This is a genomic window from Xylophilus sp. Leaf220, assembly GCF_001421705.1.
Lineage (GTDB): Bacteria > Pseudomonadota > Gammaproteobacteria > Burkholderiales > Burkholderiaceae_C > Xylophilus.
On sequence record NZ_LMKO01000022.1, the window covers coordinates 155020 to 177274 of the forward strand.

Here is a 22255-nt window from a genome sequence, read left to right on the forward strand (position 1 = left end):
CGGCAAGCCGGTTCGGCGGTGTCCGTTTGGGAACGACACGGTATCCGCATGACGAATTTGCTCCACGTCGAAGATTTGCGCATCCGCCTGCAGACGCCGCGCGGCCCGGCCGATGCGGTGCGCGGCATCGGCTTCACCCTGGCGCGCGGCGAGACGCTGGGCATCGTCGGCGAATCGGGCTGCGGCAAGTCGCTGACGGTGCAGGCGCTGATGGGCCTGCTGCCCGCCAGCGCGGAGGTCTCCGGCAGCATCCATTTCGACGAGCGCGAACTGGTCGGCCGCAGCGACCGCTCGATGTGCTCGATCCGCGGCAACCGCATCGGCATGGTGTTCCAGGAGCCGATGACCGCGCTCAACCCGCTGCACCCGATCGGCCGGCAGGTGGCCGAGCCGCTGCGGCTGCACCGCGGCCTGTCGAAAGCCGACGCCCGCCGCGAGGCGCTGGCGCTGCTGGAGCGCGTCGGCATCCCCGACGCGGCGGCGAAGCTGGGCGCCTACCCGCACCAGTTCTCGGGCGGGCAGCGCCAGCGGATCGGCATCGCGATGGCCCTGGCCTGCGGCCCCGACCTGCTGATCGCCGACGAGCCGACCACCGCGCTCGACGTGACGGTGCAGCGGCAGATCCTCGACCTGATTCGCTCCGTGGTCGCAGAGCGCGGCATGGGGCTGATCCTGATCTCGCACGACCTGGGCGTGATCGCCCAGAGCGTGCAGCGGGTGCTGGTGATGTACGGCGGCAGCGTGGTCGAGAGCGGCAGCACCGCCGAAGTCTTCGCCCGCCGGGCGCACCCCTACACCCGCGGCCTGTTCGCGGCCCGGCCGCTGACCGGCGCGCCGCTCGGCACCCGGCTGCCCACCATCGCCGGCAGCGTGCCCGAACTGGTCGACCTGCCCGCCGGCTGCCCGTTCGCCGGCCGCTGCGCGCACACGGTGGCCGATTGCCACACGGTGCGGCCGCCGCCGGTCTGGCTCTCGCGCACCCATGCGGTCCGCTGCATCCGGCTGCGCGAGATCGCCGCCTCGGCCGGCGGCGTCTGAAGGTCATGATGGACGATGCTACAGAAACCATAGCTGGTAGCCGGCCTGCAGAGCCGGCCACGGCCGCTTTTCCTTCGCATTCTGCGGTGGAGGTCCCCTTGCTGGAGGTGAGCGACATCGTCCGCGACTACGCACTGCCGCGCACCTCGCTGTTCAAGCCTGCGGCGAAGGTGCGGGCGCTCGACGGCGTTAGCCTGCGGATCGAGGCCGGGCAGAGCCTGGGCATCGTCGGCGAATCGGGCTCGGGCAAGTCGACCCTGGCCCGCATCGTGATGGCGCTGGATGCGCCCACCGCCGGCAGCGTGCGGCTGCTGGGACAGGATCTGCACCGGCTGCCGCGCGAAGCGTTGCGCGCCGCCCGGCGTGACATCCAGATGGTGTTCCAGGACCCGTACGGCTCGCTCGACCCGCGCCAGACGGTGGCGCGCATCGTCGCCGAACCGCTGGCCGCACTGGACGGCGCCGCCGCCGGCAGCCGTGCCGACCGGCGGGCGCGGGCGGCCGAGGCGCTGGTCGCCGTCGGCCTGCGCGGCAGCGATCTGGACAAATACCCGCACGAGTTCTCGGGCGGCCAGCGCCAGCGGATCGCGATCGCCCGGGCCCTCATCACCCGGCCGAAGCTGATCGTGGCCGACGAGCCGGTCAGCGCGCTCGATGTGTCGGTGCAGGCCCAGGTGCTCAACCTGATGCAGGACCTGCAGCAGCAGTTCGGCATCGCGTACCTGCTGATCAGCCACGACCTGGCGGTGGTCAACCACCTGTGCGACGAGGTCGTAGTGCTGCTCAAGGGCCAGGTGGTCGAGCGCGGCACGCCGCGGCAGCTGTTCACCGCGCCGGCCCATCCCTACACCCAGGCGCTGCTCGCCGCGGTGCCACGGGCCGAGCCGCCGGCCGCCGCCCCGCCGCGCTGACGATCGGCACATCCTGTCGCCCGCCGCCGCGCTCGCCGCCACGCCCCGTTTTTTACCCCGCCACTGTCCGGAGCCTGCCATGCCGAATCGCCGTACCGTCCTCGCCTCCAGCGCCCTCGCCGCCGCACCGCTGGTGCTGCCCGCCGCCGTCTTCGCCCAGACCCGCAAGAACGCGATCGTGCTCGGCATGACCCTGGAGCCGGCGGGCCTGGACCCGACCGCGGCCGCAGCGTCGTCCATCGCCGAGGTCACGCTCTACAACCTCTACGAGACGCTGACCAAGATCAACGCCGACGGCAGCGTGACGCCGCTGCTGGCCGAGCGCTGGGTGGTGTCGCCCGACCTCAAGACCCTGACCTTCCAGCTGCGCCGCGGGGTGAAGTTCCACAACGGCGAGCCGTTCGACGCGCAGGCGGTCAAGTTCAGCTTCGAGCGGGCCGCCGGCGAAAAAAGCACCAACAAGGACAAGCGCCTGTTCGCCAACCTGCAGGTGCAGGTGGCCGACACCCACACGGTGGTGCTGGTGAGCGCCGAGATAGACCCCGACCTGCCCTTCCTGCTGGGCCAGGCCACCGCAGTCATCGTCGAGCCCAAGAGCGCCGACGGCAACGCGACCCAGCCGGTGGGCACCGGGCCGTACCGCCTCACCAGCTACAACCGCGGCGCGTCGCTGGTGCTGGAGGCCTGGGACGGCTACCGCAACGCGGCGGCGATCCCGCTGAAGAAGGCCACCTTCCGCTTCATCGGCGACCCGGCGGCCCAGGGCGCGGCGCTGCAGGCGGGCGACGTGGACATCTTCGCGCGCTTCGCACCGCGCAGCGTGCCGCAGTTCAAGGGCAACCCGCGCTTCCAGGTGGTGGTGGGCGGCTCGCGCGCCAAGACCATCGTGGCGATCAACCACCGCCGCAAACCGCTCGACGACGTGCGGGTGCGGCGCGCCATCTCCGCCGCCATCGACCGCAAGGCGATGATCGAAGGCGCGGCCGACGGCTACGGCGTGCCGATCGGCAGCCACTACGTGCCCGGCGCGCTGGGGTACGTGGACACCACCGGCATCAACCCGTTCGACGTGAACAAGGCCAAGGCGCTGCTGGCCGAGGCCGGGGTGAAGACCCCGCTGGAGCTGACGGTGACGCTGCCGCCCACGCCCTATGCCCGCCAGGGCGGCGAGGTGCTGGTGGCGCAGCTGGCCAGGATCGGCATCGTCGCCAAGCTGCAGAACGTCGAGTGGGCCCAGTGGCTCAGCGGCACCTACGGCAACAAGAACTACGACCTGTCGATCATTTCGCACGTGGAGCCGTTCGACCTGGGCAACTACGCCAAGGCCGACTACTACTGGGGCTACCGGTCGCCCGCGTTCGACGCGCTCTACGACAAGATCCGCAGCACCGGCGACGGCGCCGAACGGGCACGCCTGCTCGGCGACGCCCAGCGGCTGCTGGCACAGGACGCGGCCAACGTCTTCCTGTACCAGCCGCAGTGGGTCACGGTGGCGCACAAGAACCTCAAGGGCTTCTGGAAGGACATGCCCATCTTCGTGAACGACCTGGGCGCGATGGCCTGGGCCTGATACCGACCCGCGGGCGCGGCGGATCCTCCGCGCCTCTGGCGGCACCTGCCCTCGCCCTATAGCGGCACGGCCCGCGAAAATCGTCGGAAAACGGCGAATCGCACTGCATCGTGTGCAATGCAATAGGACGAAACCGAACCGGAAAATGCCGCCTATCGATTTATGGAAAATGGGAATCCAGGCGCCGAGGCCTGAATCGTGGCCATTTTCGAATCGCCGCCCTCTGATTTTCGCCAACAAAAAAGGCTCCCGAAAGAGCCTTTTTCATTCTGCAGAAGCAGCTTAGTAACCGCCGCGGCCACCGCCACCGCCGTAACCGCCGCCACCACCACCGCCGCCGTAACCACCGCCGCCGCCGCCACCACCGTAGCCGCCACGACCGCCGCCACCGCCAGGAGCACGTGGCTCCATCGGGCGGGCTTCGTTGACCGTGAGTGCGCGGCCGTCGAGTGCCTGGCCGTTCATGCCTTCGATGGCGGCCAGGGCTTCTGCCTCGGTGCCCATTTCGACGAAGCCGAAGCCCTTCGAACGGTCGGTGTCACGTTCCATCATGACCTTGGCGCTGGCAACGGTGCCGTATTCGCCGAAGGCTTGTTGCAGATCGTTGTCGCGGATGCTGTAGGACAGGTTGCCTACGTAGAGTTTTTTGCCCATGAGGACTCCAAAAAGAACCAAAAAAAGCGATGGAGTCCCAAATCACGACAAACAAATGAAGCTGAAGCGCGAAACTGACCAATCACCGAAGGACGCCTGTACAGCAAAACTGCGCAGGCTCCACGCGATTATGGACCGGTTTCGTTTTTGAGCGCCAGCTAAATCGTTACATTCATCCACGCTGCGGATCGCGCCCGAAAACCCCGCATATCCGGCCCGTCGCGCCGCATCGCACAATCGTCCGGTGCCGTCCTCCCACCTGCCGACCGATCCCCTGGGCAATCCGCTCACGCTGCACGACCCGTCCTCGCGGGCCGCCGTCGATGCCTTCGTGGAAGGCTTCGTCGCCTGCGAATCCCGCGCGGCCGAGACGCTGTCCGCAGCCGACGACACCAGCCCGCTGGTGCAGGCCTACTGCGCCGCGCTGCACATGTTCTCCGAATCGCGCGGCGGTGCCGCAGCGGCGCAGCCTTTCGTCGAGCGGGCGCAGGCGGGTTGCGCCGGCGCCACGGCGCGGGAGCGCCGATTCGTCGCGGCCGTCGCCGCCTGGGTCGGCGGCGACGTGCCGCGGGCGATCGCGCTGCACCAGGAGCAGGCGGCCGAGCATCCGCGCGACCTGGTATCGGTCAAGCTGGGCCAGTACCACGCCTTCAACCGCGGCGATGCGCCGGCGATGCTGCGGCTGGCCCTGGCCGCGCTGCCGGCATCGGAGGACGTGCCCCACGCCCACGGCATGGCCGCCTTCGGCTGGGAGCAATGCCACTTCATGCCCGAAGCCGAGGCCGCCGCCCGCCGGGCGATCGCCCTGCGCTGGAAGGAGCCCTGGGCCCACCATGCGCTCGGCCACGTGATGCTGACCGAGGGCCGGATCGCCGAAGGACTGGACTTCATGCGGACGGCCAGCGCCACCTGGACCGGCCTCAACTCCTTCATGGTGACCCACAACTGGTGGCACCTGGCGCTGTTCCTGGTCGAGCTCGACCGGCTGGACGAAGCGCTGGACGTCTACGACACGCAGGTCTGGGGCGTGGCGCCCGACTATTCGCAGGACCAGGTGGGCGCGGTGTCGCTGCTGGCGCGGCTGGAGATGGCCGGGGCGGAGGTGGGCCCGCGCTGGCAGGACGTGGCCGACCGGCTGGCGGCGCGCACCCACGACCAGGTGCTGCCCTTCCTGGACCTGCAGTACCTCTACGGCCTGGCGCGTGCCGGCCGGCCCGAGGCCGTCCTGCTGCTCGACCGCATCGCCCAGCAGGCGGACCACGGCCCGGCGGCCGACCGTGCGGCCTGGCGGCGTGCGGCGGTCCCGGCGGCCCGGGGCTGCGTGGCCCATGCGCAGGGCCGCTTCGCCGACGCGGCGGCGGCCCTGGGCGCCGCGCTGCCGGTGCTGGTGGAGATCGGCGGCAGCCATGCCCAGCGCGATCTGTTCGCGCAGCTGCACCTGGATGCGCTGCAGCGCAGCGGCCAGGCGGCCGAGGCCCTGCACCTGCTGCAGCCGCAGTGCAATGCGCAGCCGGAATCGCGCCGGCTGGCGCGGCAGGCGCAGGGCCTCTACTCGGTGCTGGGATTGCCGGCCGACAGGCTGTCGGCGCGGGCGGCCGCGGCCGCGGCGGCCTCGCGCTCGCGGGCCAGCCGCGTCTGGTCGTAGACAGGCTGGGCCGGCAGGCCTTCCAGGTGGCCGACCTCGGCCCAGGCCCGGATCTCGATCGCACCCCGTTCGTCGACGCGCACCCGGTTGAAGCCGGCATTCGGAATCTCGGCCATCCGCGGGCCGTCCAGGCTCAGCGCCTGCGCGGTGCGGAACACCATGTCGAGCACGCCCCCGTGGCTCACCACCAGCACCGTCTTGCCGGCATGCGCCGCGGCCACGTCGCGCAGCGCAGCGATGCTGCGGGCATGGAACTGCCGCGTGCTTTCGCCACCCGGCAGGCTGCGGTCGGCCCGGAAATCGAGCCAGCGCAGCCACGAAGCGGGCATCGTCCCGCGCAGTTCGGCGGCGGTCAGGCCTTCGGCCTCGCCGAAGAACTGCTCGCGCAGGCCGGCATCGGTCTGCAGCGACAGGCCCAGCCGCGCCACCGCGGGCGCCGCCGTCTGGCGGGTGCGCAGCAGGTCGCTCGCCACCGCATGGTCGATCGCCTCGTGCGCCAGGCGGTCGGCCAGGCGCTCTGCCTGGGCCAGGCCGACGGCGTTCAGCGGCACGTCGGAATGGCCCTGGAACCGCATCGCGCGGTTCCAGTCGGTCTCGCCGTGGCGGATCAGGATCAGGTCGGTGGGCAAGGTGTCGGCGTATCCGGGACGTGTCAGGACTTGGGCGGGCGCTGCATCGACTCCAGGCGGCCCATGTCGATCGCCTTGACCGCCTTGCGCAGGTCGTCGATCGCGACGTTGTCGCCGTCGCCCTGCACCACGATGCCGTTCTCGAGCATCACCGTGTACTCGCCGTGGGACTTGTCCTTGCGGTATTCCTCGCGCACGGTGCGCTTGCCGTCGCGGTAGACCTTCTCGACGCTGTCGGCCGTCTCGCGGTCAAGCGTCATCTGCGACCAGGCCATGCCGATGATGGCGGCGGCGCCGGCATCGGTGATCGAGAGCTCGATGTTGCGGTCGTCCTTGCGGTAGACCGCGCGGGCGGTGCTGCCGCCCAGGCCCATCGCGGCGCCGCTCTGCGCTTCGATCGACTCGCGCGGCAGGCCGTCGGCGGTCTCGGGCAGCACGGCGCGCAGCTGGTCGGCCGGGACCACCGTGCCGGAGCCGCCGGCCAGCGCGCCCATCATCTCGCTGGCGGCCTTGCCGGCCGCGGCGCTGTCACCCGATGCCTGCGCGGCTTCCATCCGCTTGCCGGCCTCTTCCATGCGGCGGGCGGCTTCTTCCATCTTGGCGGTGTCGATCGTGACCGCGCCTTCCGAGCCGCGCAGCGTGACCTGCTGGCCGGCCGTGCCCGCGGCCATCAGCCCGACGGGCATCACCATGCCGGCGATCCACGACACGAGCACCGCGGCCACGATGCTGCAGATCGCGACGACGGCGGTGTAGCCGACGGCCTTCTCGGGCGGGCACTTCATCAGCACCGGCAGGCCGGTGTAGAGCAGGTAGATCGAATAGAGCGCCGCCACGATGCCCAGCACCGACAGCGCGGGCAGCAGGCTGAAGATGCCGCCCAGCAATGCCGCCGTGCTGGCGTAGACCACCAGCTTGAGCGAGCCGATGCGGCTCTTGGTGCCGCCGAAGCCGGGCGCCAGCGCGTCGACCACCAGCGCCACCACGAACACCATCACCAGCGTCAGCAGGTAGCCGACGACCATCCCGACGATGCCGGCCAGCAGCGGCACCCGCACCGATACGCCCAGCATCCCGAAGCCGATCAGCGAGGTGCCGACAAAGCCCGCCACCGCCGGCACCAGCGCCAGCAGCATCAGGTACTGGGTGTAGAGGCCGTTGGGCGTGGCCGGCTCGGCGTCGATGACCGGCCAGGTCTGTTTGGGCTTGAGCAGGATGTCCTGCACGCGTTGCACGATGTTCATGTGTTGTTCTCCGTCTTGGGTCGATGGTGGCGGACGCCTCCCGCCGCGCCGGCCCGCAGTCTATGCGAGCAGGGTAGCGTTTCGGTGACAACGCGCGCCGGGCCGCGTCCGTCGTAGATCAGAGCCCGATCACCCGCAGCGGGCGGCGGCAGTCCGCATCGCGGAACGGCCCTCCGGCCTGGCCCCACCCGCTGCCGGGCGAGGTCTGCGCGCAGACCTGGCTGCCGTTCTGCAGGCTGCGCCACTGGTACCAGGGGGCCGGCGCGCCGGCCGCACCGGCGGCGCATGCCAGTGCGAGCAGGCCCGCCACCGCGTGCCGCCTCCCCGTCGCGAAGGCGATGGCAGCCGATGGCAAGGATATAAGCATCAGGATATAAAGAAAGGTGGATCGAGGGAGCATGCTAGCGTCCCGCAGCTTGCGCAGCCGCAACGACGCCTCGACGAGGCCCGGCGCCCATCGCGCACTGCTGTCCTTTCCGGTCCCTTCCCTCCGAAACTTCCCATTGCGGCCTCTGCCATGACGTCTTCAGCCCCTCTGCCCCCCGCCGTCGCCACCGGCTGCGAAGGCTGCCGCAACGGCGAGAGCCCGGGTTTCGACTTCACGATGGCGTTCCAGCCGATCGTCGACGTGGAACACCGCACCGTCTTCGGCCACGAGGCGCTGGTGCGCGGCCTGCAGGGCGAAGGCGCCGGCAGCATCCTGGCCCAGGTGGGGCCGCACAACCGCTACGCGTTCGACCAGGCCTGCCGGGTCAAGGCGATCGAGCTGGCCAGCACGCTCGGCATGCAGTCGATGCTGAGCATCAACTTCCTGCCCAACGCGGTCTACCGGGCCGAGGCCTGCATCCGCCTGACGCTGGCCACCGCCGAGAAGTGCCGCTTTCCGCTGGAGCGGATCATGTTCGAGCTGACCGAGGACGAGCGGGCGAGCGACGTGCCGCACCTGGTCTCGATCTTCAGCGAGTACCGCCAGCGCGGCTTCACCACCGCGATCGACGACTTCGGCGCCGGGTTCTCCAACTTCGGCCTGCTGGCCGACTTCGCGCCCGACATCATCAAGATCGACATGCACCTGGTGCGCGACATCCATCTGGACGCCCGGCGCCGCACCATCGTCCAGGGCCTGCTGACCATCTGCCACGGCCTGGGCAGCCGGGTGATCGCCGAAGGGGTGGAGCATCCGGAAGAAGTACAGGTGCTGCGCGACATGGGCGTGACGCTGTTCCAGGGCTACGTGTTCGCCCGGCCGGGCCTGGCCGCGCTGCCGGCGGTGGACTGGGCCGGCGCGCTCGGCAGCCCTGCCTGACGCTACGAAATCAATAGCTGGTGGTCGGCGCCGTTCGCCGGCTGCAGCCACTTTTCATTCGGATTCCGGGCTCAGGCGGTGACGATCCAGCCTTCGAGCGGGTCGACGCCCTCCGGCAGCCCGTAGCGCGGCACGCCCGCCTGGTGCTGCTGCAGCGCCCACCCCGCCTGCAGCAGGCACAGCACCGCGTCCAGCGCATCGCCGCTGGCGTCGGCCACCAGCAGGTCGTGCTGCAGCGGGCTGAGCTTCAGGCGCAGGCCGATGCGCAGCGGCGCCGCAGGCGCGCGGCCCTGCTCCAGCGCCGCCAGCAGGTCCTTGCGGGCGATCAGCCGGTCGGGCGTCTGCTTGGCGCGGTCGTCGCTCTTGTAGCTGCGCCGGCCCAGCACCTCGCGGGCCAGCAGGCCGGGGTAGGCCTCCAGCGCGACGCGTCCTTCGGCACCGCACGGCTCGGCGCCGACGCCGGCCAGCCAGGCGCCGGACGCGCGCAGCAGCGGCACGCCGGCATGCAGCATGAAGGCGACCGGCGGGTTCACCCATTTCATCGACGGACTGGAGACGGCCGGCCCGTCGGTCGCGCGGTGGGCGAACTTGCCGCCGACCGGCCGCGCGTCGCAGAAGGCGGCGAAGCGGGTGCGGATCTCGTCGCGGGTCAGGTCCGCGTAGTGGTCGATGCAGGCGCCCCATTCGGTCGGCCAGCCGAGCGTCTCGACCAGTTCGCGCGGCAGGCCGAAGGGCAGGTCGAACCCGCCGACCCAGGCGGCGCCCGGCGTGGCCAGCCAGGCCGCCCAGTCGGCCAGGGTGTCGAAGCGGCGCAGCTCCAGCAGCTGCACCCGCGGCCCCGCCAGCCGGCCGAGGGCCACCACGATTGGCTTGCGGCGGCTGGGGCTGCTCGAGAAATCGCAGCCGAAGAGCCAGGGGGCGGGGGCGGCAGGCACGGTCGGCAGGGTCGGTGTCTTGTGCGCGGTGGTCATCGGGTCAGCCCCATCCGAGCGCGGTGACGCCGGCCGCGATGCAGAGCGCGCCCAGCAGCCGCTGCACCCGGTCGCCCTCGCCCAGCAGCCGGCCGCCGATGAGGGCGGCGAACAGCATCGACACCTCGCGGGCCGGCGCCACGTGGGAGAGCGGCGCGGTCTGCATCGCATAGAGCACCAGCACGTAGGAGACGGGGCTGATCGTGCCGACCAGCAGCGCGTACTTCCACTGGCTGCGCCACAGCGCTGCGGTGGCCGGCCGGTCGTGCAGCGCCACCGGCGCCAGCAGCACCACCCGCACGAAGTTGCCCATGTAGTCGACCAGGATCGGCGAGAGCAGCATCACCTTGACCGCATACCCGTCGAGCACGGTATAGGCCGCGATGAAGGCGCCGGTCGCCAGGCCGTAGCGCAGGCCGGTGTGCAGCCGCGCGCGGCGCTGCGGATCGTGCGCCAGCCGCAGCATGCCCACGCCGCCGGCGATCAGGAATACGCCCACCGCCACACCCAGGATGCCGGCCGCCCCCAGCGCCGACAGGTGCTCGCCCAGCAGCACGATCGCCACCGCCGACGAGATCAGCGGGCCCGAACCGCGGGCCACCGGGTACACCACCGTCAGGTCCGCACGCCGGTAGCCGCGCAGCAGCACCACGAAGTACAGCACGTGCAGCAGGCCGCTGGCCGCCACGACGGCCCACGCGGCCACGCCCCAGCCCGGCACCACATCCCTCCCGGCCCACCAGCCCACCGGCGCCCAGACGACCATCATGCAGACGCTGGTGAAGAAGGCGAAGCGCGCATCGCCCTTCGCCTTCTTGGCGGCGATGTTCCAGCAGGCGTGGATCAGGCCCGCCAGGATGACGAGCGCGAAGGCGGAAGGCGACATGGAGAAAGAACGAAGCCCGCGGGGCCGTCCGCATCGGGCGGCCGGCTGCGGGCAAGGGCGGGATCAGCAGGGGCGGCCGACGATCGAGGCGGTCACCGTCAGCTCTTCGAGCAGCGCCAGGGACGCGCGGCCGGGCACGGCGTACGGATCCAGCTCGGGCCGCTCGGAGTACTTCAGCACGAGCGAGGCGTTGAGCCGCGACAGGTTGACCTGGCCCATCGTCCAGCCGCCGAAGCGGCGCTCGGCGATTTCCTCGAACAGCAGCAGTTGCACATCCTCGTGGCGCGGGTCGCGCAGCAGGGTGCCGTAGAGCTCGTTGACCGCGGCGCGCCCCCCCTCGATCGCCTGCAGGAAGATGCCGCGGCCGTAGCAGAGGATGCCGGTGATGCCCGAGGCCGGGTTGTGCGCGCGCGACTTGGCGAGGATCGCCTCGATCGCCGCGGGCGAGTTGTCGACCGCGCGGCTGGCGTAGATCAGGCGTACCAGCATGGTCGGTCCTCCTTGCCGGCGGCGGCGGTCATCGGACGGTGCGGACGAAGGGCGGCGGCCATGTCAGTTCTGCCGGGGAATGAGCGAGAGGAATTCGCGACGCAGGGTGGCGTCCTTCAGGAAGGCGCCGCGCATGACCGAGTTGATCATCTTGCTGTCCATCTCCTTGACGCCGCGCCACGACATGCAGAAATGGCTGGCCTCCATCACGATGGCAAGGCCGTCGGGCTGGGTCTTGTCCATGATCAGGTCGGCCAACTGCACCACCGCCTCTTCCTGGATCTGCGGACGGCCCATCACCCAATCCACCAGCCGGGCGTACTTCGACAGGCCGATGACGTTGGTGTGCTCGTTGGGCAGCACGCCGATCCAGATCTTGCCGATCACCGGGCAGAAGTGGTGGCTGCAGGCGCTGCGCACCGTGATCGGGCCGACGATCATCAGCTCGTTGAGCCGCTCGGCGTTGGGGAATTCGGTGATCGGAGGCGCCTCGACGTAGCGGCCGCGGAACACCTCGTTGAGGTACATCTTGGCCACGCGACGCGCGGTGTTGCGGGTGTTGTGGTCGGTCTTGGTGTCGATCACCATGCTGTCGAGCACGCCGTGCATCTTCTCTTCCACCTCGTCGAGCAGCTTCTCCAGCTCGCCGGGTTCGATGAAGGCGGCGATGTTGTCGTTGGCGTTGAACCGCTGCTTGGCCGCGGCGAGCCGCTCGCGGATCTTGACCGACACCGGCGTGCCTTCGTCGGAATCGCCGGGGGGCGGAACAAGGGAATTCATGGGTTCAGCGGCCTTCTTCAACATCCGAAGATAGTAGCAGCGCCGACCGAATGCCGCCTACACTCCGCGCGGGCATTGAAATTGCACTCCGTCCCCGGCTGCCCAACCACAAGGCATTTCCAGATGACCGCTCCCGTACTGCAGAAGATCTCCGAGTGCCGGGCACTGGTCGTCGACGGCAATCCCACCTCCCGCAGCATCCTGGTGTCGCAGCTGCGCGAGTACGGCGTGGGCAAGGTGATGCAATGTACCCGGGTATTAGAGGCCCGATCGAGGCTGGAGCATGCGCAGTTCGATTTCGTGCTCTGCGAGCAGAATTTCGCCGACGCCTCGTATTCCGGCCAGGACCTGCTCGACGACCTGCGCCGCGCCCAGCTGCTGCCCTTCTCCACCGTGTTCTTCATGGTGACCGGCGAGGCCTCCTACGCCATCGTGGCCGAAGCCGCCGAATCGGCGCTCGACGGCTACCTGCTCAAGCCCTTCACCGCATCGGCCCTCTTCGACCGGCTGCAGGTCGCGCGCCTGCGCAAGGCCCACCTGAAGCCGATCTTCTCGGCCATCGAGGCGCAGCGCTTCGACGACGCAGCCCAGCTCTGCCTGGAGCGTTTCGAGAAGCGGGCGCCCTACTGGCTCTATGCCGCGCGCATCGGCACCGAACTGCTGCTGCGCCTGAACCGCCACGAGGAAGCCCGCATCCTGTGCGAGGCGGTCATCGCCGCCAAGGCGCTGCCGTGGGCCAAGCTGGGCGTGGCACGGGTGCACATCGAGGCCGGCCACACCGCCAAGGCGATGAGCACGCTGGAGCGGCTGGTCGGCGAGGACAGCGGCTTCGCCGACGCCTACGACGTGATGGGCAGCGCCCAGGTCGAACTGGGCAAGTTCGACGAGGCGCTGGAAACCTACCGCATGGCCGCCGAGCTCACCCCGGGCTCGGTGGTGCGCCTGCAGAAGCACGGGATGATGGCGTACTACATGGGCGACCGGGCCACCGCGGCCCGCGTCCTGGCCCGCGCCGCGATGCTGGGCGCCGATTCGAAGATGTTCGACGCGCAGTCCCTGGTGCTGCTCGCCTTCGCCTCGTTCCAGGACGGCGACCGCAAGACGCTCGACCGCTGCGCCGCCGACTTCCAGCGCCTGATGGAGAAGGCACCCGACGACGCGCGGCTGGTGCGCTTCTCCGACGTGGTCGCCACGCTGCGCATGATCCAGTTGCGGCAGTTCGCGACCGCGGTGGCCTCGGTGCGCGCCTTCGCCGGCACGATCCGCGACGCCTCCTTCGACTTCGAGGCCGCCTGCAACCTGGGCGGCCTGCTGTCGGTGCTGGCCGCCACGTCCATCGAGCTCGGCGACAGCGAGACCTGGATCCAGACGCTGGGACTGCGCTACGCCAGCTCCCGCGGCCTGGGCGAACTGCTGGCCCGGGCCTGCGTGGCGTACGAACCGCATGTGGAGATGCTGCGGACCAGCCACGCGCGGATCAACAAGATGGCCGAGACCTCGATGGCCCTGAGCCTGGCCGGCGACCCGGGCGGCGCGGTGCTGGGCCTGCTGGCCGACAGCGAGGCCACGCTCAACGCCAAGCTGGTCGACGTGGCGCAGCAGGTGCTGACCCGCCACGGCGCCCGCATCGACGGCGCCGCGGGCCTGCATGTCCGCATCGCCCAGCTGCGCGACGCCTGCGGCTCGCAGCCGCGCCGCGCGGCCCTCACCCAGGACAAGCACCGCCAGCCGGGCGGGCTCAACCTGCGGGTGGCGCCGCCCGCCGAAGCGCTGGCCACTGTCGGCTGACGCGCCGGTCGGGCCGCGCGTCTTTCACGCCGCGGCGAAGCGCGGAAGCATCGTGATCGCCTCGGCGTTCGAGGGCGAGAAACACCGGTCGGCCGCTGCGTGCCAGGGCAGCCAGACATGGTCGGTGTGCTCGCGCGGCGACAGCCGCACCGCCGTGCCGGCCGGCACCTGCAGGCTGAAGAGGTGCTCGGTGTTGCGGGTCACGCCGGGCGCATAGCGGTGGCGCCATTGCGGCCAGATGTCGTAGACGTTCTCCAGCGCCCAGTCGGTCAGCCGGCAACCGGGTGCCAGTGCTTCGATGCCGGTTTCCTCGTTCACTTCGCGGACGGCGGTGGCGTAGAAGGACTCCGTGTCGAAGTCCTTACTGCCGGTGACCGACTGCCAGTGGTCGTCTTCGCCGGTGCGCCGCAGCAGCAGCACGTCCAGGGCCGGCGTGTGGATCACGACCAGCACCGACTGCGGCAGCTTGAACGCCGGGGGCATCGGCTGCAAGGTCCCCGGCGTAATGACGGCCACCGCGGCGAACGCAGGCCTCAGCCGGCCTTGACCGCGTCCGGATTGCGCAGGCGGATGTGCAGTTCGCGCAGCTGCTTCTCGTCGACCGGGCTCGGCGCCTGGGTCAGCAGGCACTGGGCGCGCTGGGTCTTCGGGAAGGCGATCACGTCGCGGATCGATTCGGCGCCGGTCATCAGCGTGACGATGCGGTCGAGGCCGAAGGCCAGGCCGCCGTGCGGGGGCGCGCCGTACTGCAGCGCGTCCAGCAGGAAACCGAACTTCTGCTGCGCTTCCTCGGGCGAGATCTTCAGCGCGTCGAACACCTTCTGCTGCACGTCGGCACGGTGGATACGGACCGATCCGCCGCCCATCTCCCAGCCGTTGAGCACCATGTCGTAACCCTTCGAGATGCACTTCTCGGGCGCGGTGACCATCCAGTCCTCGTGGCCGTCCTTGGGTGCGGTGAAGGGGTGGTGCACCGCGGTGTAGCGCTGCGACTCCTCGTCGTATTCGAACATCGGGAAGTCGACCACCCACAGCGGCGCCCACTTGTTCTCGAACAGGCCGGACTTCTTGCCGAACTCGCTGTGGCCGATCTTGATGCGCAGGGCGCCGATCGCGTCGTTGACAATCTTTTCCTTGTCGGCGCCGAAGAACAGCAGGTCCCCGTCCTGCGCGCCGGTGCGCTTCAGGATCTCGGCGATGGCCACGTCGTGGATGTTCTTGACGATCGGCGACTGCAGGCCGTCGCGTCCCTTGGCGAGCTCGTTGACCTTGATGTAGGCCAGGCCCTTGGCGCCGTAGATCTTCACGAACTCGGTGTAGCCGTCGATCTCGCCGCGCGAGAGGCCGCCGGTCTCGCGCGCGCCGCCGGGCACGCGCAGGGCCACCACGCGGCCGCCCTTCATGTTGGCGGCACCCGAGAACACCTTGAAGTCGACGTCCTTCACCACCTCGGTCAGCTCGGTGAACTCGAGGCTCACCCGCAGGTCGGGCTTGTCGGAGCCGTAGCGGTAGGCGGCGTCCTGGTAGGTCATGACCGGGAACTCGCCCAGGTCCACGCCCAGCGTGTTCTGGAACACCGTCTTGATCATGCCCTGGAACATCTCGCGGATGTCCTCCTCGGTCAGGAACGAGGTCTCGATATCGATCTGGGTGAACTCGGGCTGGCGGTCGGCGCGCAGGTCCTCGTCGCGGAAGCACTTGGTGATCTGGTAGTAGCGGTCGAAGCCCGAGACCATCAGCAGCTGCTTGAAGAGCTGCGGCGACTGCGGCAGCGCGAAGAACTGGCCGTCGTGCACCCGGCTCGGCACCAGGTAGTCGCGCGCGCCTTCGGGCGTCGACTTGGTGAGCATCGGCGTCTCGATGTCGATGAAGCCGTTGGCGTCGAGGAACTTGCGCACCTCCATCGCCACCTTGTAGCGCAGCATCAGGTTGTTCTGCATGTACGGGCGGCGCAGGTCCAGCACCCGGTGGGTGAGGCGGGTGGTCTCCGACAGGTTGTCGTCGTCGATCTGGAACGGCGGGGTGACCGAGGGGTTGAGCACGTTCAGCTCGTGGCACAGCACCTCGATCTTGCCGCTCTTCAGGTTGTCGTTGACGGTGCCTTCGGGGCGCGCGCGCACCAGGCCCTTGATCTGCACGCAGAATTCGTTGCGCACGTCTTCGGCCACCTTGAACATGTCGGCGCGGTCGGGGTCGCAGACCACCTGCACGTAGCCTTCACGGTCGCGCAGGTCGACGAAGATCACGCCGCCATGGTCGCGGCGGCGGTTGACCCACCCGCACAGGGTGACGGTTTCGCCCATCAGGGCTTCGGTCACGAGACCGCAGTAATGGGAACGCATAGCCATGTCAGTGATTCCGTAAGCTGGGGGGCGCCGCGTGGGCGCCCTGTTGGGGTTGCGATGGTCCGACGGGCACGACCACGCCCATGGAGACGATGTACTTGAGCGCCTCGTCGACGCTCATGTCGAGTTCGATGCAGTCGCCGCGGCGCAGCATCACGAAATAGCCGCCGGTGGGGTTGGGCGTGGTCGGCACGTAGACACTCAGGTAGTCCTCGCGCAGGTAGGTGGCCACGTCGCCGCCGGGCGAGCCGGTGACGAAGCCGACCGTCCACACGCCGTCGCGCGGCCACTGCAGCAGCACCGCCGTGCGGAACGCGTTGCCGCCTTCCGAGAACAGCGTGTCCGACACCTGCTTGACGCTGGAATAGATAGAGCGCACCACCGGGATCCTCACCAGCACCGCATCGCCCCACTGCACCAGCTTCTTGCCGACGAAGTTGCTGGTGACGGCCCCGACCACCAGCAGGATGACCAGCGTCAGCACCACGCCGAAGCCGGGAATGTGGACGCCCAGCAGCCGGTCGGGATGCCAGGCGGCCGGCAGGATCAGCAGGGTCTGGTCGAGCGTGCCCACGATCCAGTCGAGCACCCAGACGGTGATCGCCAGCGGAACGATGACGAGCAGTCCGGCGAAGAGCCAGCGGCGCAGTGCCGTCACGGGCGTGCCCTCAGTCGCCACTACCACCACCGCCGCTGCTGCTGCCGCCACCGCTCGGCGCGGGCGACGGCGCGGGTGCGGGAGCCGGGCTGGGGGAGGAAGACGCGTCGGACTTGCCCGCTGCCGCAGGCGCGGCGGGCGCTGCGGCCGTATCGCCCGACTCCTTGCCGCCGCCCTCCTTCGCCGCCTCCTTGCCGCCGCCGCTGCGGAAATCGGTCACATACCAGCCGGAGCCCTTCAGCTGGAAGCCCGCGGCCGTCACCTGCTTGCGGAACGCGTCGGCGCCGCAGGACGGGCACACCGTGAGCTGGGCATCCGACATCTTCTGCAGGACGTCCTTGGCGAAACCGCAGGACTCGCATTTGTAGGCGTAGAAAGGCATGGCGTTGGATAGCGGAAAAAGACCGACAAAGGCGGGGCCGGTGGAGCCCGAAAAAACTTTCGATTATAGGCCGCCGCCCCTGTGCCTCCGGCCGGCGCCCGCACCCCCGCAGGCAGTGCCGCTAGTCCAGCCCCGCCACCGCCTGGTGGCTGCCGTGCGCGTTGCGCACCGCCTGCGGGGCCAGCGAGCCGAGCAGCATGCCGGCGAACGCCGCCAGCACGCCGCCCAGCTGCGCGGGGAACACCTGGCCCCAGGGCGTGGCCATCAGCACCAGCCAGGTCACGATGCCGCAACCAATCGACAGCAGCGCGCCCTGCGTCGTGGCGCGCTTCCAGTAGAGGCCGCAGGCCAGCGGCACGAAGGCGCCGACCAGCGTGACCTGGTAGGCGCCCGACACCATCTCGTAGATCGAGGTGCCCTGCATGGCGATGGCATAGGCCAGCACGCAGGCGCTGAAGACCAGCACGGTGATCCGCATCGTGCGCAGGTTGTCCTTGTCCGAGCGGCCGGGCCGGAATTGGCGCCAGATGTTCTCGGTGAAGGTGACGCTCGGCGCCAGCAGGGTGGCCGACGCGGTCGACTTGATGGCCGACAGCAGCGCGCCGAAGAACAGCACCTGCATCACGAAGGGCATGCGCTCCAGCACCAGGGTGGGCAGCACCTTCTGTGGATCCTCCTTCAGCAGCGCCTGGGCCTGCTCCGGCATGATCAGCAGCGCACTGGCGACGAGGAACATCGGCACGAAGGCGAACAGGATGTAGCAGATGCCGCCGATCACCGGGCCGCGCGTCGCCGCGTGCAGGCTGTTGGCCGACATGACACGCTGGAACACGTCCTGCTGCGGGATCGAGCCGAGCATCATCGTGATCGCCGCGGCGATGAAGAACACGATGTCGTGGAACTTGGGCTCGGGCCAGAAGTTGAACAGCTCGCGGCTCAGCGCGAACTGCACCACCTTGTCGGCACCGCCGGCCATGCGGCCTGCGAAGACCGCCAGGATCGCCAGCCCGCCGACCAGGATGATCATCTGGATGAAGTCGGTCACCGCCACCGACCACATGCCGCCGAAGAGCGTATAGGCCAGGATCGACACCACGCCTATCACCATGCCTGCCGGGACCGGAATGGCGCCGGCCGAGAGCACGTTGAACACCAGCCCCAGCGCGGTCACCTGCGCCGACACCCAGCCCAGATAGCTCAGCATGATGATGAGGGAGCACACCACCTCCACCGCGCGGCCGTAGCGCTCGCGGTAGTAGTCGCTGATGGTCAGCAGCGTCATCCGGTAGAGCCGCGCCGCGAAGAAGAGCCCCACCAGGATCAGGCAGGTGCCCGCGCCGAAAGGGTCTTCCACCACGTTGCCCAGGCCGCCCTCGATGAACTTGGCCGGGATGCCCAGCACCGTCTCCGACCCGAACCAGGTGGCGAAGGTGGTGGTGACGATCATCACCAGCGGCAGGTTGCGGCCGGCGATCGCGAAGTCGGCGGTGTTCTTGACGCGCCGGGCGGCCAGAAGGCCGATGCCGATCGTGACGACCAGGTAGGCAAACACAAGCGTCAGCAGCACGGCGCGACCTCGGAAAAAAGAACGGGATTATCTACAAGCACGCGCCATGCCCGCGCATGCCCCGCGGGACGGCCCGGATCAGAGCATCCGGACCCGCACCAGCACCTGCATCACGATCAGCCCCAGCACGAAGCCCAGGCCGCCGTAGAGCAGGCTCTGCAGCAGGCGGTTGGTGCGCTTCTGCTCGCGCACCAGCTCCTCCATGTCGCGCCGGTAGTCGGACGGCCGGTGCTGCAGGTATTCGTAGACCAGCCGCGGCAGCTCGGGCAGCAGCTTGGCGTAGCGCGGCGCCTGGTCGCGCAGCTGCTTGAAGAGCTTCTTCGGGCCGATCTGGTCGATCATCCACTTCTCGAGGAAGGGCCGCGCGGTGCTCCAGAGGTCCAGTTCGGGATCGAGTTGGCGGCCCAGGCCTTCGATGTTGAGCAGGGTCTTCTGCAGCAGCACCAGCTGGGGCTGGATCTCGACCTGGAAGCGGCGCGAGGTCTGGAACAGCCGCATCAGCACCATGCCGAGCGAGATCTCGCGCAGCGGCCGGTCGAAGTACGGCTCGCAGACCGCGCGGATCGAGGACTCGAGCTCGTCGATCCGGGTGTCGGCCGGCACCCAGCCCGACTCCACATGCAGCTCGGCCACCCGCTTGTAGTCGCGCCGGAAGAACGCGGTGAAGTTCTGCGCCAGGTATTCCTTGTCGAATTCGGTCAGCGTGCCGACGATGCCGAAATCCAGCAGCACGTAGCTGCCGAAGGATTTGGGCTCCAGGCTCACCTGGATGTTGCCGGGGTGCATGTCGGCATGGAAGAAGCCGTCGCGGAACACCTGGGTGAAGAAGATGGTGACGCCGTCGCGCGCGAGCTTCGGTATGTCGACGCCCGCGGCGCGCAGCCGCTCGATCTGGTTGATCGGCACGCCCTTCATCCGCTCCATCACCATCACGTCGGGGTGGCAGAAATCCCAGAAGATCTCGGGGATCAGCACCAGCTCCACGCCGGCCATGTTGCGCCGCAGCTGGGCGGCGTTGGAGGCCTCGCGCACGAAATCCAGCTCGTCGTGCAGGTACTTGCTGAACTCGCCCACCACCTCGCGCGGCTTCAGCCGCTTGCCGTCGGCCGAGAGCTTCTCGACCCAGCGCGCCATCATCGCCATCAGCGCCAGGTCCTTCTCGATGACCGCCAGCATGCCCGGGCGGCGCACCTTGACGGCCACCTCGCGCTCCTGCCCGTTGCGGTCGCGCAGCACCGCGAAGTGCACCTGCGCGATCGAGGCGCTGGCGACCGGGATGCGGTCGAAGGAGGTGAAGACGGTGCCGACCGGCTTGCGGAACGCCCGCTCGATCGTGCCGATCGCTACGTCGAGATCGAACGGCGGCACCCGGTCCTGCAGCCGGGCCAGTTCGTCGGCGATGTCGGGCGGCATCAGGTCGCGCCGGGTGGAGAGCACCTGGCCGAACTTCACGAAGATCGGCCCCAGGTGCTCCAGCGCCTCGCGCAGCCGCTGGCCGCGCGGTGCGTCGAGCTTGCGGCCGATGGTGATGATGCGGGTCAGCCGCTGCAGCCAGGGCTGCCGGAAGTTGGTGAGTACCAGTTCGTCCAGGCCGTAACGCAGGGCGATCCACAGGATGTAGGCACCCCGGTAAAAACGGGTCATGGGAGAAGCGGTGCCAGGTCAGGAAGAAGCGGAAGAACCGGGCGTGCCGCCGGCCGGCGAGGATGCGGCCGGCCCGCGGCCGGCGACGAACTGGCGCAGGGCCTGCGCCACCCGCGAGGCGCCGCGCACCAGGTTGTGGGCCGGCACGTCGCCCACGAAGCGGGCCAGGTCGTCCTCGACGTCCCAGCGCACGTTGTCGACCACCCAGTTGATGTCGGCGGCCAGTTGCACGTCGCCCTCGATCCGCACGCCGGGCTTCTGGCCCTTGACCACCGCCTGCACCAGGTCGAAGGGCGACTCCTCAGTGACGGTCAGCGTCAGGTCGGGCGGCGCCACCGGGTCGGCCCGGTCGAGCAGGCCGGCCGGGGTGATCAGGAGCCGCAGGTTGAAGCCGCGCCACTGCACCAGGGCCACGCGGCCCTTCTGGCGGGCCAGGCGGGCGGTGGCTTCGGGCTCCTGCTGGAGCACGTGGTTCACGAACAGGACCGCGCGGTGCTGCAGCTCGTCCACCAGCCAGTGCGGCGGCTGCAGACGGCCTCCGACCCGCGCCAGGAGACCGTCCAGAAAAGGAAATGGGGACTGTGGTGTTGCCATAGTCCCCATTATTCCCTGATCGGGCCGCCCGACCCGGCATGCCCTTCATTCCAGGGGGCATGCCGCATGCGGCGGCCGCGTCGGCTGCGCCTTACTGCAGCGCCTGCACGCCCGCCACCAGCCAGCCGGCGCTGCCGTCCTTCGGCTTGGCCATGTTCCACACTTCGCGGAAGGGGCTCGGGCCGGACGACGGCTCTTCGCGAATCATGCCGGAGAACTCGACGCTGGCGAGGTAGCCGTCGGCCTCTTCCTCGATGCCCAGCAGTTGCGCCTCGAGCACCACGACCTCGGTCTTGTTGGCACGGCCGCCCAGGTGGCTCTCGCGCTCCGACAATTGGGTGCGGATCTCGTTGACCATGTTGTTGGTCATCATCGAGCGCAGGGCTTCGATGTCGGCACGGTCCCAGGCGTCCTGCAGCGTCACGAAGTTGCGCTTGGCGGCGGCCAGGAAGCCGGGCGTGTCGAAACCTGCGGGAACGCCCCAGGTCTGCGAACCGGCGAGGGCCGAGGTGCCGCTGGCGGCGGCAGCGCCACCCAGGGCCGAGCCGATCATCGAGCCGGATTCGGCCGCAGGGCGTGCGTCGAATGCGGTCGCCTGGTTTTCCCACGGACGTGCGGAGGCGTCGTTGCCCACCTTGGCCGGGTTGTACTGCGCAGGCGTCTCGGGCTTGGGACCGTTGCCGTTGCCGGCGCCCTGGAAGGCGAATGGCGAAGCCGACGGGCCGGCGTTGCCACCGTTGCGGCGGCGCATGATGAAACCGACGACGGCGATAACCGCGAAGGCCAGCAGTGCGAACATCAGGATGTTGCCGAACGCACCGCCCAGGCCGAGCGAGTTGGCCAGCCACGCGAGGCCCAGGCCGGCGGCCAGGCCGCCCAGCATGCCGGCCCACGGCTTGCGTGCCGCGGCGGCGGCAGGTGCGGCGGCGGCACCGGCGGCGGCCGGCGCGGCGGCGTTGCTGCCGTTCTGCGGATTGGCCGGCGCCTGGCGCGGTGCGGCCTCGCGCTGGGTCACGCTGTTCGACTGGCGGCCGACCGAGCCACCGCCACCCATGCGGCGTGCCTCGGCATCGAAACTTCCCACCATCAGCACTGCCACCAGCACTGCAGACCAGACCTTCATCATGTCGCGCTCCTTCTTGTAGACCAAAACC

General features: G+C 69.5%; 22 protein-coding genes. 6 read left to right on the forward strand and 16 right to left on the reverse strand.

Translation table 11 applies throughout. The features are described from left to right. Positions 1-48 precede the first annotated feature (48 nt). The 3 genes from ASE76_RS12715 (at position 49) to ASE76_RS12725 (ending at position 3519) form a co-directional block, all read left to right on the forward strand. Positions 49-1038 carry an ABC transporter ATP-binding protein gene (locus ASE76_RS12715; RefSeq protein ID WP_055840051.1) on the forward strand — a complete coding sequence of 330 codons (990 nt, stop codon included), beginning with the start codon at positions 49-51 and terminating at the stop codon, positions 1036-1038. Positions 1039-1046: 8 nt separating this feature from the next. Next, positions 1047-1949: an ATP-binding cassette domain-containing protein gene (locus ASE76_RS12720; protein ID WP_082448516.1), complete on the forward strand. Its 903-nt coding sequence runs from the start codon at positions 1047-1049 to the stop codon at positions 1947-1949. 79 nt (positions 1950-2028) lie between these two features. Then, positions 2029-3519: an ABC transporter substrate-binding protein gene (locus tag ASE76_RS12725; RefSeq protein WP_055840055.1), complete on the forward strand. Its 1491-nt coding sequence runs from the start codon at positions 2029-2031 to the stop codon at positions 3517-3519. Positions 3520-3801: 282 nt separating this feature from the next. On the opposite strand, the gene ASE76_RS12730 is transcribed toward ASE76_RS12725, so the two are convergent. Beyond that, positions 3802-4173 (reverse strand): RNA-binding protein, encoded by a 372-nt coding sequence (locus ASE76_RS12730; protein WP_055840057.1) that lies wholly within the window; start codon positions 4171-4173, stop codon positions 3802-3804. 244 nt (positions 4174-4417) lie between these two features. Here ASE76_RS12730 and ASE76_RS12735 point away from each other — a divergent pair, with 244 nt between their 5' ends. Continuing rightward, a complete protein-coding gene (locus ASE76_RS12735) occupies positions 4418-5818 on the forward strand; it encodes a hypothetical protein (RefSeq protein WP_055840059.1) in 1401 nt (466 codons plus the stop codon). Here the strand turns inward: ASE76_RS12735 and ASE76_RS12740 are convergent. The 3 genes from ASE76_RS12740 to ASE76_RS12750 form a co-directional block, all read right to left on the reverse strand. After that, complete coding sequence (locus ASE76_RS12740; RefSeq protein WP_255357284.1) at positions 5722-6447, reverse strand: histidine phosphatase family protein; 726 nt, start codon at positions 6445-6447, stop codon at positions 5722-5724. The two genes, ASE76_RS12735 and ASE76_RS12740, sit on opposite strands and share 97 nt — an antisense overlap. 23 nt (positions 6448-6470) lie before the next feature. Further along, the gene (locus tag ASE76_RS12745) at positions 6471-7691 is read right to left on the reverse strand and encodes a Yip1 family protein (RefSeq protein WP_055840060.1); all 1221 of its coding nucleotides are present in this window, start codon (positions 7689-7691) and stop codon (positions 6471-6473) included. A gap of 118 nt (positions 7692-7809) precedes the next feature. Next, entirely contained in the window at positions 7810-8058 is a 249-nt protein-coding gene (locus ASE76_RS12750) for a hypothetical protein (RefSeq protein WP_055840062.1), read from the reverse strand. A gap of 150 nt (positions 8059-8208) precedes the next feature. Between ASE76_RS12750 and ASE76_RS12755 the strand changes: the two genes are divergently transcribed. After that, positions 8209-8997, forward strand: a complete 789-nt coding sequence (locus tag ASE76_RS12755) for an EAL domain-containing protein (protein ID WP_055840064.1) — start codon at positions 8209-8211, stop codon at positions 8995-8997. A 71-nt stretch (positions 8998-9068) separates the two neighbouring features. Here ASE76_RS12755 and ASE76_RS12760 read toward each other — a convergent pair whose 3' ends face one another. The 4 genes from ASE76_RS12760 to folE form a co-directional block, all read right to left on the reverse strand. Beyond that, the gene (locus ASE76_RS12760) at positions 9069-9968 is read right to left on the reverse strand and encodes a DUF429 domain-containing protein (RefSeq protein ID WP_055840066.1); all 900 of its coding nucleotides are present in this window, start codon (positions 9966-9968) and stop codon (positions 9069-9071) included. 4 nt (positions 9969-9972) lie between these two features. Continuing rightward, positions 9973-10854 (reverse strand): DMT family transporter, encoded by an 882-nt coding sequence (locus ASE76_RS12765; RefSeq protein WP_055840068.1) that lies wholly within the window; start codon positions 10852-10854, stop codon positions 9973-9975. A 63-nt stretch (positions 10855-10917) separates the two neighbouring features. Beyond that, entirely contained in the window at positions 10918-11343 is a 426-nt protein-coding gene (locus ASE76_RS12770) for a BLUF domain-containing protein (RefSeq protein ID WP_055840070.1), read from the reverse strand. A gap of 63 nt (positions 11344-11406) precedes the next feature. Next, the gene (folE, locus tag ASE76_RS12775; protein ID WP_201781863.1) at positions 11407-12123 is read right to left on the reverse strand and encodes a GTP cyclohydrolase I; all 717 of its coding nucleotides are present in this window, start codon (positions 12121-12123) and stop codon (positions 11407-11409) included. Between the two features lie 123 nt (positions 12124-12246). Between folE and ASE76_RS12780 the strand changes: the two genes are divergently transcribed. Then, positions 12247-13911, forward strand: coding sequence for a tetratricopeptide repeat-containing response regulator (locus tag ASE76_RS12780; protein ID WP_055840074.1), 1665 nt, complete (start codon positions 12247-12249; stop codon positions 13909-13911). A 24-nt stretch (positions 13912-13935) separates the two neighbouring features. Here ASE76_RS12780 and nudB read toward each other — a convergent pair whose 3' ends face one another. The 8 genes from nudB to ASE76_RS12820 all read right to left on the reverse strand — a co-directional run bounded on the left by nudB (position 13936) and on the right by ASE76_RS12820 (position 22227). Continuing rightward, complete coding sequence (nudB, locus tag ASE76_RS12785; RefSeq protein WP_055840076.1) at positions 13936-14394, reverse strand: dihydroneopterin triphosphate diphosphatase; 459 nt, start codon at positions 14392-14394, stop codon at positions 13936-13938. A 50-nt stretch (positions 14395-14444) separates the two neighbouring features. After that, positions 14445-16259, reverse strand: a complete 1815-nt coding sequence (gene aspS / locus ASE76_RS12790; RefSeq protein ID WP_055840078.1) for an aspartate--tRNA ligase — start codon at positions 16257-16259, stop codon at positions 14445-14447. Between the two features lies 1 nt (position 16260). After that, positions 16261-16914: a DUF502 domain-containing protein gene (locus ASE76_RS12795; protein WP_055840081.1), complete on the reverse strand. Its 654-nt coding sequence runs from the start codon at positions 16912-16914 to the stop codon at positions 16261-16263. 10 nt (positions 16915-16924) lie between these two features. Continuing rightward, entirely contained in the window at positions 16925-17296 is a 372-nt protein-coding gene (locus ASE76_RS12800; protein ID WP_055840083.1) for an FmdB family zinc ribbon protein, read from the reverse strand. A gap of 121 nt (positions 17297-17417) precedes the next feature. After that, positions 17418-18863 carry a sodium:solute symporter family protein gene (locus ASE76_RS12805; protein WP_055840084.1) on the reverse strand — a complete coding sequence of 482 codons (1446 nt, stop codon included), beginning with the start codon at positions 18861-18863 and terminating at the stop codon, positions 17418-17420. Positions 18864-18941: 78 nt separating this feature from the next. Next, a complete protein-coding gene (gene ubiB / locus ASE76_RS12810) occupies positions 18942-20507 on the reverse strand; it encodes a ubiquinone biosynthesis regulatory protein kinase UbiB (RefSeq protein ID WP_055840087.1) in 1566 nt (521 codons plus the stop codon). Positions 20508-20525: 18 nt separating this feature from the next. Next, positions 20526-21101 (reverse strand): SCP2 domain-containing protein, encoded by a 576-nt coding sequence (locus tag ASE76_RS12815; RefSeq protein WP_055840089.1) that lies wholly within the window; start codon positions 21099-21101, stop codon positions 20526-20528. Positions 21102-21192: 91 nt separating this feature from the next. Beyond that, positions 21193-22227, reverse strand: coding sequence for a Tim44 domain-containing protein (locus ASE76_RS12820; RefSeq protein WP_055840476.1), 1035 nt, complete (start codon positions 22225-22227; stop codon positions 21193-21195). Positions 22228-22255 lie beyond the last annotated feature (28 nt).